The organism is Streptomyces sp. NPDC013157, assembly GCF_042899865.1.
Taxonomy (GTDB): domain Bacteria; phylum Actinomycetota; class Actinomycetes; order Streptomycetales; family Streptomycetaceae; genus Streptomyces.
Genome location: NZ_JBIBAK010000009.1, coordinates 316,350 through 331,372 on the forward strand (window position 1 = coordinate 316,350; position 15,023 = coordinate 331,372).

The following is a 15,023-nucleotide window of genomic DNA, read 5'->3' on the forward strand; positions in this document are numbered from 1 at the left end:
GATCCCTACGCGGCCACCGTACCCGTAGAACGGACCGGGCACCCTCAAGGTGCCCGGTCCGTATGTTCCGCTGACGCGTGCGCCGGTTACTTGGCCGGCGGGGTGGTCTTCCTGACCGGGGTGGCCTTGCGGGGGGCCGGGGTCTTCTTGGCGGCCGGGGCCTTCTTCGTCGCGGCCGGCTTGGCCTCGGCGGCCTTCGGCTCGTCCGCCTTCTTCTCGCCCTCCTTGGCCGGGGCCGTCTCGGGCTTGCCCTCGACGGCGATGGCCAGGTCCTCGATCTCGTCGGCGGCCTCGCCGCGCCAGGTCTTCACGGCCTGCTCGCCGTGCTCGGCGACCTTCTCGTAGGTCTCGCGGGCCTTGACCGCGTACTCGGCGGCCACGCCGACCTGGCGCAGCGCGAAGTCCTGGGCGGACTCGCCGAGCTTCTTGAGGTCGCCGTCGAGGGAGACGATGAAGTCGTTGACCTTGGACTGGAGGCTGGCCTGCGCCTCCTTGGCCTTGACGCCGGCCTCCTTGGCCCGGGCGGCGGCCTTCTCCTGGACGGCCTTCGGGTCGGCCTTGCGGACCGCCTCGATCCGGGCCGGGGCCTCGGCACGCAGCTGCTCGACCAGGCCGGGGACCTTCTTGGCCTGCTGGAGGGCCAGGTCGGCGGTGCCGGCGGCGAAGTAGAGCGGGGTCGGGTCGCTGAGGGTCTTGCGCAGGTCGTCGGTGATGGCCATGGTGATGGTCCTCCCGTATTAAAGTTCGGCTGAGGGTTTTGTGGTCCGCGGCGCGGCGGTCGGCGCGCTTGGCCGGCTCATCCGGCCGTCCGCCGCGGATCGGTCTCGCTGTCGTCGGTGTCGCTGCCGACGTCGCTGCCGACGTCGTCGTCCTCGGCGACCGCCCGGGGGTCCGTGTCGTTCGCGCGCTCCTCGCCCGACCCGAAGCCGTTCTCTTTCCTGAACGACTCGTAGATCTGCAGCAGCACCTGCTTCTGCCGCTCGTCGAGGGTGGGGTCGGCGAGGATGACCGCACGGGTCTCCACCTCGTTCAGATCCCGCTCGGCGTCGAGGATTCCGGCGCGGACGTACAGCGTCTCGGCGGAGATCCGCAGGGCCTTGGCGACCTGCTGGAGCACCTCCGCGCTCGGCTTGCGCAGCCCGCGCTCGATCTGGCTCAGGTACGGATTGGACACCCCGGCGGCATCGGCGAGCTGCCTGAGCGACAGCTGCGCGTTGCGCCGCTGTTCACGCAGATACTCACCGAGATTGCCGACGTTCAGCGATGCCATACCTCTACCCTGCCCCACCCTCGCTAACAATTGCAAGCACCTGCTTGCAAAAGTGTGCCGCGCCATACCCGGAAGCCACCTGGATGGCCGAGCGGGCCGACCGGCTCAGCAGGAGCCGGAGGCGGGTGAGCAGGGCGAGGAACCCGGGGCCCCGCTTCCATGGACCGCCAGCCAGTCCGCCAGCACCGCGAAGTCCGCGTCCGTCAGGCCGGACTCGTGGTCGACGCGGTGGAGGAGGGCGGGCCGGTGATGGTGGGCGGCGACCCAGGCGCGGTCGGCCTCGGTGAGCTCGTCGTCGAGCCAGACGAACGGCCGCTCCCCCGCCCACGCCACCAGCGGCCGGGTCTTCCAGTGCAGCGGGGCCGACGGCTCCTCCTCGTCCGGCCACTCCACGACCGGCAGCGGGGGCAGGCCCAGCCAGGGGGCGACGCAGGCGTTGGCGTCGTCCATCCACGTGGTGGCCCACACGAGGTCGCAGCGGAGGGCTCCCAGGCGGGGGCCGAGGGCGGGGTCGATGCGGGCGAGCAGGGGGTTGGGTGGGGTGTGGCCGGTCCTGTGGACCGGGTAGGGGCGGTCGGCGGGGGCGCCGAAGGGGATGAGGGTGCCGTCGACATCCAGGAAGAGGAGCATCGGGGACAGGATCGCAGAGAGTGCCGCCGTCCCTCAGAACGGCAACGGCCTCGTGTGCACCACGTCCAGACGGGACACCGCCCTTGTCAGCACCACGTACAGCCTGTGCAGCCCCCGCTCCTCACCCTCCGCCACCGCCGCCGGTTCCACGGCCACCACGTGGTCGTACTCCAGGCCCTTGACGACGCTCGCCGGGACCACGGCCACCCGTGCGCCCAGTTCGTCCGGGCCCGCCGGTTCGATGCCGGCGGCGGTCAGCGCCTCGCGTACCGCGGTCACCTGCGCGTCCGCCGCCACGACTCCTACCGACCCCTCGTGGGCCAGGGCCTCCCGCACCGCGGTGACCGTCGTCGCGGGCACGTCTCGGGTCGGACGGATCGTCACCTCGCCGTCGCCGCGGTAGGACTTGGCCGGCGGTACGTCCGTGCCGAGGCGCTGCAGCAGCCGGTTGGTCAGGGCCACGACCGCCGCCGGGACCCGGAAACCGGTGGTGAGCGGGACGACGGCCGCCTCCGGCTTGCCCAGGTGGCCCAGTACGGCGGCCCAGCTCCGCGCCGACCAGGGTGTGGTGGCCTGGGCCAGGTCGCCGAGGACGGTGAGGGAGCCGAAGACCGCCCGGCGGGCGATCGCCCTGCACTCCATGGGAGACAGGTCCTGGGCCTCGTCGACGACGATGTGGCCATAGCCCTCGGGGTGTTCGACGAGCCCCGCGACCTCGTCGAGGAGGACCAGGTCGGCGGCCGACCAGCGGGCCGACTTGTACGAGCGCGGCGGCCGGGCCCAGAGCAGGTCCCGCTGTTCGCCGGGGGTCAGCAGCCCGTCGGCGGCGGCCGCCAGCACCCCGCCGTCCGTGAGGAGTCCGGCCACCACCTCCTCCGGGCGCACCTTCGGCCAGACGGTGTCGAGGCAGGCGCTCATCGCACGGGAGCGTTCGAGGCGCCGGGTCCAGGCGGAGGGCTGCGTGCCCGCCCGCCGTTCGGCCTGGAGCTGTACGGCCCGCATCGCCCGCCCCCGCACCCGTTCCCGCCCGACGGCGTACGGCGGCTCCTCCTCCCGTACCCCCTCGGCGATCCGCGCCAGCGCGGCGGCGGAGACCCGCCAGGTGTACGTGCCGTCGGAGAGCGAGAGCGGGCTGACGGCGTCGGTGCGGACGTGCGCGTACAGGGCGCGGCGCAGGACCTCGGCCATCCGCGGGTCGTGCTTGAGGGCGGCGGTGCGGTGGGGGTCGGTGCCGGTGACCGGGTGGCGGCCGATCTCCTCCGGCAGGGTCCGCTGCCGTACGCCCGTCTCGCCCAGGGCCGGGAGGACCTCGGAGATGTAGGAGAGGAAGGTGCGGTTGGGGCCGAGGATCAGGAGGCCGGCGCGGCGGATGCGCTGGGGGTGGGTGTAGAGGAGGTAGGCGGCCCGGTGCAGGCCGACGGCGGTCTTGCCGGTGCCGGGGGCGCCCTGGACGCAGACGGAGTCGGCGAGGCCGGCGCGGACCAGGTCGTCCTGGTCGGGCTGGATGGTGGCGGCGATGTCGCGCATGGGGCCGACGCGGGGCCGTTCGATCTCCCGGGTGAGGATGGTGCTCCCGGTCCCGGACTCCCCCCTGCCGAGCCGCTCGTCCTCCATCCCCGTGAGATCGGCGGAGTCACCGCGGCTGCCGGGCGCCCAGCCGAACCGCCGCCGTACCGCCACGCCCTGCGGGTCGTCGGGGCCGGCCTGGTAGAAGGCGCGGGAGACGGGGGCCCGCCAGTCGACGACGAGGGGCGGGGCGGTCGGCTCCTCGCTGATCCGCAGCCGGCCGATGCGGTAGCTCTGCCCGGCGTGCTCTCCTGCCGCGAAGTCCAGCTTGCCGAAGAAGAGCGGGCCCTCCGGCAGCTCGCGCATCTCCTTGGCCCGGCTGCGCAGCCGGTACCCGAGCACTTCGGCGTCGGCACCGGACGCGGAGACGTCCTCGCCGGTGACGACGTGCTCGACAGCGCCTTCGACCATGCGGGCGAGGGCGGCTCGGCAGGTGTCGTGGTAGGCGCGTTCGACGTCGAGTTCCTGCTGCATGGGGACAGCGTAAACGAGAAAACGTAACCTGGTTAAATTTTTTACCCGACCTCAGTCAGGGTCGGTCATGGCCCGCTCCAACCGCCCGAACGCCCGCTGCGCCGCCCGGACCGCGTCCTCCCGCACGTCCTCGACCCGCTCCCCCGCCACGATCCGCCGCCAGTTGTCCTGCGCGAGGATCCGCTGTACGGCGATGATCTGGCCGGCCGACAGCCTGGCCTCCAGGGTGCCGCCGAGGGCCTCGGCGAGCGCGGCCTCCGACCGCTCCAGGTAGGCGTACTGCCGGGCGACCAGGGTGGGGGTGCTGTTGAGCAGAGTGTGGAAGGCGAGCACCTGGGGGTGGTCGTTGAGGCCGGTGATCGGGTCGTTGCGCCCCAGCCCGTCAAGGAAATGCGCCCTCAGTACGGCGACCGGCGACCCGGCCCCCGCGACCAGCCGCGCCGCCTCCGTCTCGTGGTCGGCGATCCGGTGCAGGACCAGGTCCTCCTTGGCCGGGAAGTACCGGAACAGCGTCGGCTTGGAGATCCCGGCCGCGGCGGCCACCTCGGCGACCGACACCGCGTCGAACCCCTTCGCCAGGAACAGCCGCACGGCGATGTCCGACACGTCCTCGTACATCCGCCGCTTCTTGCGCTCACGCAGGCCCATGTCACCCATGCGCCCGAGCCTACGCAGCGCGGGTCAGGCCGACGGGACCTGTCGCCACTGCGGGAGCTTCGCGAGGTTCCACAGATCGTCGAAGTGCTTGGTCCAGGTCGCCACCGCCGCCCCGGCGACGCCCTCCCGGGACCACACGTTCAGGTCGGTCCGGTAGCCCTTGGGGTCGTAGTACTCGTCGCCCAGGTGGTGCAGCCGCATCCGCACGGACAGGTCGTACAGACCGTGCAGCACCTGCTGCCGGTTGAAGATGCAGATCTTGTCGCGCGGGATTCCGGGATACAGCCGGTACTCGCACTCGACACGCACCCGGCCGGCGGCCGTGAGCCGCTCCGCGAGCTCGGAGAGGATGCCGTCGTATTCACGGCACCGCTGCTCCATGCGCTTGCGGAAGTCGGGATCGTCCACGGGCACGTCCTGCTCCCCCACCTTGGAGGGAACCGTCATCGGCTGGCCGAAGTCCGGGACGAGCATGCGGACCAGCACCCTGCGGGTGGGACCGGGATGGTCGAAGAGGTCTTCGAGGTGGTGGTACAGGGTGCTGTGAAGCGTCTCGCCCGTGTAGCCGAGAAAACTGATCTCGACTCTCCGCGCCTCGAAGGCCTCACTCACGAAGCTGCCCAGCTGACTGGAGTTCACCAGCGCCCGGGTCGGGGCGCGGACCGACGACGTCAGCTCCTTCACCTGGTCGTACAGGACGTAGCCGACCAGGCTCAGCAGGGCGCCGCCGAGAAAGGCCTTGCCCTCCAGGGCGTCCCCGACCGGCTTCACGAACTGGGCCGTGAGGCCGGTGACGAAGATGCCGAGCAGCAGGATGCGGGTCACCACCGGCTCGACTCGCTCCTGAAAGCGCTTCAGCCGCGATATCCCGTCCTCACCCGCCGAACCACCGTTCCGCCCCGACATGCACGCCCCCTCCGCGCAGCGCTGCCCGGCCGGCCCTGCAGACCCGTGGGCAAACGGGTATTCGGAGCACTCATGTTCTCTCTAGGCCAGAGCACGAGCAAGATGGGGATTGGCGGTGGCGCGGGCCGGCAGGCCCAGCGAGGCGATCGCCGCCGCCAGTGTCATGGCGTACGAGTCCACGGCCCGGCGGACGTTGGGGGCGTCCAGGCTCGCTCCCGTGACCAGCCGGTCCAGGTCCACGTAGGCGGAACGGACGATCTCGATCCACCGGTAGACCTGCCAGTCCTGCTGCCAGTCGTGTGTGTAGGCCGACGGCAGCAAACGCTCCCAGCGGCGGAACATCCGGTCCCGGATCTCCGGCCGGGTGGGGGTGAGATGCATGTGCCGCACCAGGTCGTACAGGGGGTCGCCGACGACCGCCATCTCCCAGTCGATGATGGTCAGCGCCATCTCGTCGTCCCGCCGCACCAGGTTCCAGGGGTTCAGGTCACCGTGCAGCAGGATCGGTTTGCGCGTGCTCACCCCATGCCGGTCCAGTATCAGCCCCAGTCGTCCGGCGTTCGGCAGGCCGAGTTGCCGGGCGAGTTGTTGGGACTCCTTTGGCAGGTTTTCCACCAGCAGGACGAGTTGCTCGCGAAGGTAGTTGTAGAAGCCGAAACCCTCTTGACCGGCGGCCGGGTCGAGCTTGGAATAGTCGACGTCCTTCAGCGCACAGAGCTGGTCGACAAGACGGTCCGCTTCATGCGGCAGCAGGCCGTGCACCGGATGATTGGGCGGCCGGTCGATGTCGAGCGGCCCTTCGTAGGTGTGGATGGCGAAGCGGTCCTTCTGGTATTTCCCTGGATAGCTCTCACCGAGCGCCAGGATCCTTGGCGCCGCCACTGAAACACCCGAATTCTCGATGGCCTTGAGCACCGCGTGCTCGCTGAGAAAACTGCGTTCGCGGCGGAATACATTTTTCACCTTGCGCCGCACCACGACCGGGAATTTGATTCCGGGGACTCGCACCACGGAATTCAGGTGACCGGTCCCCTTGAACACCCGGCCGGCTGGGGCCGCACCCTCGGCCTGCAGCGCTCCATGCACCGCCAGATAAGAGAAATCCGGACGCTCGGGAACACGCCTGTCGGGTGTCCAGGGTGCGGTGCCGAAGGTGGAGAAAAGGCCCTTGCGGGCTTCCCTCCGGGAAATCCGCCACCGGAACAGAACACGCTCGATCTCGGCTTCACTGGGCAGCTGCCGCAGCTGCAGGGGGGCCTGGGCCACTTCCAGAGCGCGGCGCACCGCCAACGTGGCCTCGTCCAGGCCCTTCTGGTCGAACGATTCATCCAGGGAGGTGGCGGCCCGCATCACGTCCGGGTAGACGGACTGCGCCTGCTCGAAAGCGATGTAGTGCCGTAGGTCCCTGCCCACTCCGTTGACTGCACCGGGCCGGATCCCTCTCATGGCTTCGGCCCAGGCCTCGACCACCTCGGACCACTGATGGCTGGGGTACTGCATGCGCACCAGGTGGATCGCCAGGTCGTGGAGGGGGTCGCCGTAGGTGGCGAGTTCCCAGTCGACGCAGATGAGCGACGGATCACCACCGTAGGTGACGATCAGATTGTCCCGGTGCAGGTCCGCGTGGAGCAGGCTGTACGGCCGCCGAGTCATCACCGGCACCCGTTCCGCGAACCGGGTCAGCGCGTCCTCCGGGATATCCAGCGCCGCGAACAGCCCGCCGAAGACGTCAAGATGTGTACGCCGGATCTGCCGGTCCGCACAGTGTGCCAGCGCCTGCAGAAAACCCTGGCTGTCCTGGTCGTTGCCGGGCCACGAAGTCGGCAGCGCCGGCAGTGCACCCCGGCGCACCTGGGCCATCTGGGCGAGAAGCTGGGCGATTTCCTTGACGAGCAGCGTGTCGACGGGCTTGCCGTTGCCACAGACGCTGGACAGCGGCACTCCTTCCACATAGCTGTGGATGGCGAAGCCGTTTCCCTCGAGGAGGCATTCCGGGACCGGAGGCAGAACGGCCCTGACGGCCCGTAGAATCTCGGCCTCGTGCTGCCAGGTTCTGATCACCACGGGCAGCGCGTCCGCGCGCCGGATGCGCACCGTCACCGAGGTGCCGGCTTCACGGCCCAGCAGCTGTGCCATGGGACCGGTCAACGGCAACACATAGTTCCTGTTGTGATACCCGCTGTGCTCCTCGCCGTTTTCTTGGGCAAGGCGCACGATCTGCTGGTAAAGCGCATGACCTGCGCCGGGCTTGGCGCGTTCCCCAAGGGAAAGAGAGGGAACAGAAGGTGCGCCCACTGGCCGCTCCGGGATTGCTAGCGCTGGCTGGAAAGTACGGCAAACGGTAAACGCGGCTGACTGCCCGCACGACCAGAGGCGCAATCGAGTAGCCACAACGGGTGGGTTTGGTGCCCCGCTGCGTCAGGTCGTTCTGAGATCGGTGTGCTTGACCTTCTCATACGTAGGAATCGGAGCGGTTGCTCACATAATGCGGGCATGTTAGCGCACCGCGCTTGTCCCCAACCTTTGGTCCAGCGAAGAGCTACTCGGCGAGCAGGTTCCAGACCGACTCGAACCAGGACCGCATCTTCAGCACGAAGACCGATCCCGGCGAGTCCTTGTCGGCGTCCTCCACGTGGTGCGTCAGCGTCGCGCCCAGTCCCAGCACGTCAAGTGCGTCGATCTCCTCGCCCGTGTCCAGGATGATGGGCCGTTCGATGACGTCGTAGAGGCCGTGCAGCACCTCTGTCCCGTTGATGACGTAGAGCTTGAAGGCCGGAACCAGCCGCACATGCCTGACCTGTACGTCGACGGACGGCACCAACCACTCCGTCTGCAGGTCCCGCAACGCGGTACGCAGCGATTCCGTGTGCCGGTCGGTGACGGCGCGCAGCCGCTCCCGCAGGCGCGGATCGTCCTTGTCCTGCCTGACCACGGGATACGGCATGTCGAGCTGCGGATCAGGCAGCAGCAACCGTACGACGATGCTGCCGGGGGCGATGGCGCCGGCCCGGATCCGCTCCGCCTGGAGCCGGATGTGGGTGTCGAGGGACTCCGAGGTCAACGTGAAGACGTCCAGGGAGACTTGGGACTGCTCGAACGCCTCGCTTATCAGCGGCCCCAGCACCATCACCTGCCGCGACCTGCTGGCCCTGGCCGTGGTGGACTGCACGCGCTGCGTCTTGACCACCCGCGCCGGGCTGCCCTGGCGGCATGCGATCCACCCCTCGTTGCCCAGTTCGCGCACCACCCGCTGGACGGTGTCGCGGGACACCCCGAACTCCTTGGCGAGCCTGCCCTGAGCGGGCAGTTCGGAACCCAGCTGGTACGTCCCGTCCAGCATCCGGGTCCGCAGCGCCTCGGAAACCTGCCGGAACGCCTCGCCCCCACTGTCACGCACCTGCCTGGCTGCCATACAGCGAGCGTTCCTTTCCCCGGTTTTCCGCAAACCCGGGCATGCTGGGATGGTGACTGGCAACCGGGCGGGCGCGCCCGGGGCTACACGGCCGACCGGAGCTTGCAAGGGGCGGACGCCATGGAGTTACAGGTAGTCGGGATCACGCTACAGATGGATGACCTGGTCCAACTGGTTGTGTACGTATCGGGTTTGATCGGCATGCTGGCGGCCTGGCGCCGCAGGCGCGCCATCCCCCGGAGCCTCCCGCGCCACCCGCCGCCCCCTAGTGCCGCAGTATCTCCAGCAACGGCCACAAGGACCCCACCACATGCTCCGCGCCGGCCTCGGTCAAAAGCTTGGCTTTCCGTGCGTTACGCGCGTAGCCCAGAAACGGGACACCGGCCGTCCGGGCCGCCTGGAAGTCCGTGGGGGAGTCGCCGATCATCAGGGCCGCGCCGGGGGCGGCGCCCATCGCGCTGAGGGCTCGGTTGAGGCAGTGCGGGTCCGGCTTGAGGCGGTGCAGGTCCTGGGTGCGGCCGTAGATGTGCGGGGCGAAGCAGGGGGTCAGGGCGCGGTCGTCGAGGTAGGCGCGGACCACCCGGGGGGAGTTGTTGGTGGTGACCGCCATGCGCGCGCCGCGCGCCCGCCACGTCTGGATGAGGATGTCCGCGAACGCCGTGGGCATCGCCGTCGACGTGGCCCGCAGTTCCTCCTTGGTGAGACGTTCCTCCAGCTCCGCGACCAGGTCGCTGCCGGGGTGCCTGCGGTCCACGGCGCGCAGGACGAGGTGCGGGTCGAGGGAGTCCCGCTCCGTCTCGGTGACCAGGCCGTGCAGGCCGCGGACCGCCAGCCAGTCGACCAGTTCGCCGGCCACGCCCGCCGCCGAGTGTCCCGCGAACAGCCGGCAGATCGGCCCGTCGAAGTCCCAGAGGACGACACGGGCGCTTCTGACCAGTTCCGCGATCTCTTCGGTCGTGTTCTTGCTCTTGGCTGCCACCAGTTCAGTCTGCGTCGTATCAGAAGTCACTAAGAGAGTGTCAGGTCCGTCGTGATGGTTTCCCAGAGGGCGTTGAACCACTTCTGCGATTGCTCCACGAACGCGGCGTCCCGTTGGCCGGTCCGCCTCTCGAAGGAGAAGAGGAGGGACTCCGAGCCGACGGCGTCGTACATGTCGAGCAGGCCGTCCTCCGTCTGCTCCTCGCGGCGGGTGACCGTGTAGTACGCGAACAGCGCCTCGGCGTCGTTGAGCAGGTACAGCTTGATCGGCGGGGTGAACGGCAGGGCCCGGAAGGTGACGTTCACGTCGATCTTGTGGGTGGAGCGCAGGCCCTGGAGGTTGTACTGGAGGACGTGGCCCTGGGCGTTGCGCATGCCGAGCCAGCGGTTGTGGACCGTGTCGTCGTCGCCGTCGACCGCCGTCGGGAAGGCGAGGGCGATGTCCCGGCTGGGGAGCAGGACGCGGACGTCGATGCGCTCGGGGCGGATCCGGCCTTCGTGGATCATGCGCAGGGGCTCGGCCAGCGCCGGCAGCAGGCTCTGGGCGGTCAGGCAGGCGGCGTCGATGCGGACGTGCGCGGCGGCGAACGCCTCCGTCATGCGCGGGCCGAGGCCGACCATCGTCGGCTGGGGTTCGTCCAGCGCCGCGGGCCGGGGCTCGGCGATGCGCGGCGGGCTGCCCTTGCCGACGTCGACGAGGTAGCCGTCGTCCTGCAGTACGCGCACGGCCTGGCGCACGGTTCCCCGCTCCACGCCGAACGTCTCGGCCAGTTCGGCCTGGGTGGGCAGGCGGTCGCCGGCCTTGAGGTCGCCCGAGCGGATGCGCTGCCGCAGGGTGTCGGCGATCTCCTGAGGTGTGCTGCCGGCGTTCACTGCCACGTTCTCCTGAGTCACGACCAAACGCTACAACTTTGATCCATCTGGCGGGAGTTGTTTGAAGGTTGTTTATAAGTAGTGGCCAACTGGGGACAACTTAATCAGAGTTGGTAACCAACTTGGTTGAGTTGGCGGAAGCCTTGCTTCCCGACTGATGGGGGGAACCACCATGCCCGCCGCCCTCGCTCTCCTCTCCGCCGTCTTCGTCATCGGCTTCGAGCAGATGGTCCAGTCGAAGTACGGTGCCACTGGCATTATCGGCCTGCTGTTGCTCACCGTGGGCATCAAGGCCAAGAGCCCGGCGTTCAGCTCCGCCGGTGCCGTCCTGCTCGCCCTGATGCTCGCCGGCCCCGCCCTGTAGGTACGGGGGCGGTCCTACGCCGTCAGGTGCAGCTCCGAACTGATCGTCTCCCACAGGGCGTCGAACCACCGTGTGGACTGGTCCACGAACGTGGTGTCCCGCAGCCCCGCGCCCTGTTCGAAGGCGAAGAGCATCGACCGCGTGCCCTCGGCGTCGTACGTCTCCAGGTGCTCGTGGTCGATCTCCCGCTCGTGGCGCCCCAGCGTGTAGTACGCGAACAGCGCCTCCGCCCCGTTGAGCAGGTACAGCTTGACCGGCGGGGTGAAGGGCAGCGCCCGGAAGGTGACGTGCACGTCGATGCCGTGCGTGGCGCGCAGCGCCAGCAGGTTGTGCCGCAGCACCTGGCCCTGTGCGTTGCGCTGGGCCAGCCAGCGGTCGTGCACCGCGTCCCCGGCCGAGGCGTCGGCCACCACCGCCGTCGGGAACGCGAGGTCGATGTTCCGGCTCGGCAGCAGCACCCGGACGTCGATCTTGGCCGGTTCCAGCCGCCCCGCGTGGATGAGCCGCAGCGGCCCGCCGAGCGCGAGGTTGAGCGAGACCGAGGTCAGGCAGAGCGCGTCGATCCTCACGTGCGAGGCCGCGAAGGCCGCCTCTATGCGCGGGGTGAGGGCCACCATGGTCGGCTGCGGCGGCGCCTCCGGTCCCACGGCGAGCCGTACCCGGCCCGGACCCGCGGCCACCGTCGCCGGAGCACCCTTCGACACGTTGGTGAGCAGATGCTCGGACTGCAGGATGCGCAGCGCCTGCCGCACCGCCCCGCGCTCGACGCCGAACTCGTCGGCCAGCTTGGCCTGCGTGGGCATGCGCTGGCCCGGCCGCAGCTCCCCGGACCTGATCCGGGTGCGCAGCTCGTCGGCCACCTCGTGGTGTGACGCCTGAGGCCGCTGTGACCTCTTCCGTCCATTGACGGAGGCGTGTTCCGGGTCCACGGACAAACAGTACAACTTCCCGCCATCTTTCGGCAGTTCACGGGAAGGTGGTTATGAGTCGCATCCAAGTGGAGATAAGTACTGTGGAGTTGGTCACCAACTCCAGCGACATGGTCATACTTCCTCGACGGTTGGCCATCCGGGTTCCCTTCCGGAGGGGAGCCGGGAGCCCGGTCCACCTGGGCCGGCCGTCGGGGCGCGCGGCCAGCACGACCGGCACAGTCACAACTGAACACCGACAACCGAACACAGGCAGACCCGCACAGCCACAACTTCACAGCTCGCTACGGATGAGCAGCACGGCTCAGCACAGTCACAACAGCACAGTCACAACAGCACAGCCACAAGTGAACACAGGTGATTCAGGCACCGTCCCCGGGAGGAAGGAGCGCCTCAGAAGATGTCCGGGCACCAAGGCCGCCCGGACGCGCGCAACAGGGCGTCGGCCTCCCGGGCGGCGCCCACTCGCTCTTCCTGGACCCGTCCGAGGGCGTGCAACCGCGCCACGGACTGGTCACCGAGCCAGACGCTCGCCAGCTCGGCGATGTCGAGGGCGAGGTCGGGGGCGTCGGTGGTCGGGGTGCAGGACGCCCCATCGGGGGAGGCGTCCAGCCGGAACCGGCCGCCGGCCAGCCCCTGCCGGTCCGCCACCTCCAGGACCAGCGACCCGGCCCTGTCGTACGTCCGCGCCTCCAGGGCCCGTACGACGTCCAGGATCCGCACCCACAGCCAGTCCGCCTGGTTGGCGATCCGCGCGGCGCGCGGGTCGGGAAGGTAGTGCGGCAGCAGGTCGTCCGGCGACCGCCAGCCGCTCTTCACCCTGGTGATCCAGTCGATCGAGCACAGGTAGTGCCACAGCGCGCGCTCGGCCGCCGGGGTGGCGCCGAGCAGCCACTGCACGTCGGCGGTGTCGTACGGCTGCTTGCCCTGCCAGTTGTCGTCCGACTCGTAGGACGCGATGCCCTCCACCTCGCCGGCCGCCGAGCGGTACACCGCGAAGTAGGGCTCCTTCCACTCCTCGTCGAAACGGACCACGCCGGTGCGCAACTGCCACCACAGCTCGCTGCGGCTGACCGCGCCCGGGGTGCTGCGGCGGATGCGTTCGTGCAGGTCGGGGCCGAGCTTGCGGATGTCCTCGCCGTCGACGAGGTCGATCCGGCCGCCGTCCTCGGGGCGCGCCCAGCGCGGGTCCAGGCCGGTCCGCGGGACCTCGACCGTCCACTCCGTCAGCGTGGTCGCCGGGCCGAAGCCGTAGCGGCCGTAGATCCGGTACTCGGCGGCGATCAGGGTCGCGACCACGTCTCCGCGCTCCTTCGCCGCGGCCAGGTCCTGGCTCATCATGCGGGTGAGCAGGCCGCGGCGGCGGTGGGTGGCGGTGACCGTGACGTTGGAGATGGCGTCGGCGGGGACGGTCGCGCCGCCGACCGCGGTCAGCTCCTGGTCGAAGGAGCGGAACGTCGCGACGCAGCGGGGGCCGTCGAAGGCGCCGAGAAGTCTGCCCGGCACGAACTGCCTCCGGCGGGCGTCGAGTTGCTCTGCCGAGAGGGTGGGGCGCTGGAGGAAGCCGGTGGACAGGGCACGGTGCCAGTCGGCGAGTTCGGGTTCGGTTATGGGGCGGACTTCGACGGCGTCAGTCATGACAGCACGGTAGGTGTTGGGTGGGGGTGGTGCCGATTGAATTTCGGGTGCGGGCCGGTGGGGGCTGGTCGCGCAGTTCCTCCCCCAGCCTTCGGCCGGGGGTACCCCCGGCGCCCCCAAACGGTCAGCCTCAGGTCAGCAGATCGTCGACCTGGGCTTCGCCTTCCCGGTAGCGCCTCGTGATCTCCCCGCTCGAATCGTCCGCCGTCCGCTGCAGGCGCTGCCTTCGCCGCGACACCTCCTGCTCGTAGCCGACCAGGCGGCCCATCGCCGCCGTCAGCTCCGTGTCCGTGCGGGCCTGGAGGTCGGAGAGTTCGACCTCGGCCAGCATGTCGGCCGCCAGCCTGCCGTACTCCTCGTTGTGCGGGGTGCCGAGGGTGACGTGGCGGGCGGAGGAGCGGTGGCGGGCCGGGGCGTCCGTGAGGATCTCCGGGAGCCGGTCCACCACGGCGGCCGCGCCCGCCGGGGAGCGGCGGGCCAGTTCCGCGCGCAGGATGTCGATACGGCCCTGGAGCAGCCGCCGTACGTAGCTCAGGTCGGCCTCGTCGCGCTGCGCGTCCCGGCGCAGGACGCGCAGTTCGGGCAGGCTCAGGCGGGCCAGGTCGTGCTCCGGCGGCTCCGCCGGCAGCGGGATGTCCTCGCCGCGCTGTGCGGGCGGCCGGGGCAGGCTCTGCACGCTCTGCGTGCCCTGCGTCTTCAGTCGCCCGGTGCTCGGTGTGCTCATACGTCTCAACCGTCCCCTCGACCGGCGTGTGGAAGCATGGTGCCACCCCAAGTGGCCGCAATGTGACCGAGTGCCCCCGAACGGCCCTAGTTGGGACGTTAAGGATCCAAAATAGGCCCTTGCGAGGTGCATGTGGGCACCGGGCATGATGGTGCGCATGCGAGCGGTGGTACAGCGGGTGGACGGCGCGAGCGTCGTCGTGGACGGCGAGACGGTGGGCGCGATCGAGGGCGAGGGCCTGTGCGTGCTCGTCGGGGTGACCCACGAGGACACCAAGGAGAAGGCGGCCCAACTCGCCCGGAAGCTCTGGTCGATCCGCATGCTGGCGGACGAGCGGTCGTGCAGTGACGTCGACGCGCCGCTGCTCGTGATCAGTCAGTTCACGCTGTACGGCGACGCCCGCAAGGGGCGGCGGCCGACCTGGAACGCGGCGGCGCCCGGCGAGGTGGCGGAGCCGCTGGTGGACGAGGTGGTCGCGCAGCTGCGGTCGCTGGGGGCGACCGTGGCGACCGGGCGGTTCGGGGCTCAGATGCGGGTGTCGCTGACGAACGACGGCCCGTTCACCGTCCTGCTGGAGATGTGAGCGGCGGAGAAGGAACCCG

The 15,023-nt window shown here is 69.8% G+C and carries 15 protein-coding genes; 2 read left to right on the forward strand and 13 right to left on the reverse strand.

Going from position 1 to position 15,023, the window contains the following annotated elements:
* Window positions 1–86 precede the first annotated feature (86 nt).
* From ACFY6U_RS27030 to ACFY6U_RS27075, 10 genes are all read right to left on the reverse strand, one after another.
* A complete protein-coding gene (locus ACFY6U_RS27030) occupies window positions 87–719 on the reverse strand; it encodes a hypothetical protein (RefSeq protein ID WP_390042254.1) in 633 nt (210 codons plus the stop codon).
* Window positions 720–796: 77 nt separating this feature from the next.
* A complete protein-coding gene (locus ACFY6U_RS27035; protein ID WP_390042256.1) occupies window positions 797–1,270 on the reverse strand; it encodes a helix-turn-helix domain-containing protein in 474 nt (157 codons plus the stop codon).
* A gap of 105 nt (window positions 1,271–1,375) precedes the next feature.
* On the reverse strand, window positions 1,376–1,900 hold the full coding sequence (locus tag ACFY6U_RS27040; RefSeq protein WP_390042258.1) for an HAD domain-containing protein: 525 nt from the start codon (window positions 1,898–1,900) through the stop codon (window positions 1,376–1,378).
* A gap of 33 nt (window positions 1,901–1,933) precedes the next feature.
* Entirely contained in the window at window positions 1,934–3,940 is a 2,007-nt protein-coding gene (locus ACFY6U_RS27045; protein ID WP_390042260.1) for a HelD family protein, read from the reverse strand.
* Between the two features lie 51 nt (window positions 3,941–3,991).
* Window positions 3,992–4,597 carry a TetR family transcriptional regulator gene (locus ACFY6U_RS27050; protein ID WP_390042262.1) on the reverse strand — a complete coding sequence of 202 codons (606 nt, stop codon included), beginning with the start codon at window positions 4,595–4,597 and terminating at the stop codon, window positions 3,992–3,994.
* Between the two features lie 24 nt (window positions 4,598–4,621).
* The gene (locus ACFY6U_RS27055; protein WP_390042263.1) at window positions 4,622–5,425 is read right to left on the reverse strand and encodes a hypothetical protein; all 804 of its coding nucleotides are present in this window, start codon (window positions 5,423–5,425) and stop codon (window positions 4,622–4,624) included.
* Between the two features lie 159 nt (window positions 5,426–5,584).
* The gene (locus ACFY6U_RS27060) at window positions 5,585–7,798 is read right to left on the reverse strand and encodes a phosphotransferase (RefSeq protein ID WP_390042265.1); all 2,214 of its coding nucleotides are present in this window, start codon (window positions 7,796–7,798) and stop codon (window positions 5,585–5,587) included.
* A gap of 244 nt (window positions 7,799–8,042) precedes the next feature.
* Window positions 8,043–8,915 carry a winged helix-turn-helix domain-containing protein gene (locus tag ACFY6U_RS27065; RefSeq protein WP_390042266.1) on the reverse strand — a complete coding sequence of 291 codons (873 nt, stop codon included), beginning with the start codon at window positions 8,913–8,915 and terminating at the stop codon, window positions 8,043–8,045.
* Between the two features lie 265 nt (window positions 8,916–9,180).
* On the reverse strand, window positions 9,181–9,894 hold the full coding sequence (locus tag ACFY6U_RS27070; protein ID WP_390042268.1) for an HAD family hydrolase: 714 nt from the start codon (window positions 9,892–9,894) through the stop codon (window positions 9,181–9,183).
* A gap of 29 nt (window positions 9,895–9,923) precedes the next feature.
* Window positions 9,924–10,793 (reverse strand): FadR/GntR family transcriptional regulator, encoded by an 870-nt coding sequence (locus ACFY6U_RS27075; RefSeq protein ID WP_390042270.1) that lies wholly within the window; start codon window positions 10,791–10,793, stop codon window positions 9,924–9,926.
* A 145-nt stretch (window positions 10,794–10,938) separates the two neighbouring features.
* Between ACFY6U_RS27075 and ACFY6U_RS27080 the strand changes: the two genes are divergently transcribed.
* A complete protein-coding gene (locus ACFY6U_RS27080; protein ID WP_093501330.1) occupies window positions 10,939–11,130 on the forward strand; it encodes a hypothetical protein in 192 nt (63 codons plus the stop codon).
* 14 nt (window positions 11,131–11,144) lie between these two features.
* On the opposite strand, the gene ACFY6U_RS27085 is transcribed toward ACFY6U_RS27080, so the two are convergent.
* The 3 genes from ACFY6U_RS27085 to ACFY6U_RS27095 all read right to left on the reverse strand — a co-directional run bounded on the left by ACFY6U_RS27085 (window position 11,145) and on the right by ACFY6U_RS27095 (window position 14,421).
* Window positions 11,145–12,065: a winged helix-turn-helix domain-containing protein gene (locus ACFY6U_RS27085; RefSeq protein ID WP_390042272.1), complete on the reverse strand. Its 921-nt coding sequence runs from the start codon at window positions 12,063–12,065 to the stop codon at window positions 11,145–11,147.
* Window positions 12,066–12,452: 387 nt separating this feature from the next.
* The gene (locus ACFY6U_RS27090; RefSeq protein WP_390042274.1) at window positions 12,453–13,697 is read right to left on the reverse strand and encodes a GNAT family N-acetyltransferase; all 1,245 of its coding nucleotides are present in this window, start codon (window positions 13,695–13,697) and stop codon (window positions 12,453–12,455) included.
* Between the two features lie 130 nt (window positions 13,698–13,827).
* Complete coding sequence (locus ACFY6U_RS27095) at window positions 13,828–14,421, reverse strand: aerial mycelium formation protein (protein ID WP_390042276.1); 594 nt, start codon at window positions 14,419–14,421, stop codon at window positions 13,828–13,830.
* Window positions 14,422–14,578: 157 nt separating this feature from the next.
* Here ACFY6U_RS27095 and dtd point away from each other — a divergent pair, with 157 nt between their 5' ends.
* Window positions 14,579–15,004 carry a D-aminoacyl-tRNA deacylase gene (gene dtd, locus ACFY6U_RS27100; protein ID WP_294005195.1) on the forward strand — a complete coding sequence of 142 codons (426 nt, stop codon included), beginning with the start codon at window positions 14,579–14,581 and terminating at the stop codon, window positions 15,002–15,004.
* The last annotated feature ends 19 nt before the right edge of the window (window positions 15,005–15,023 follow it).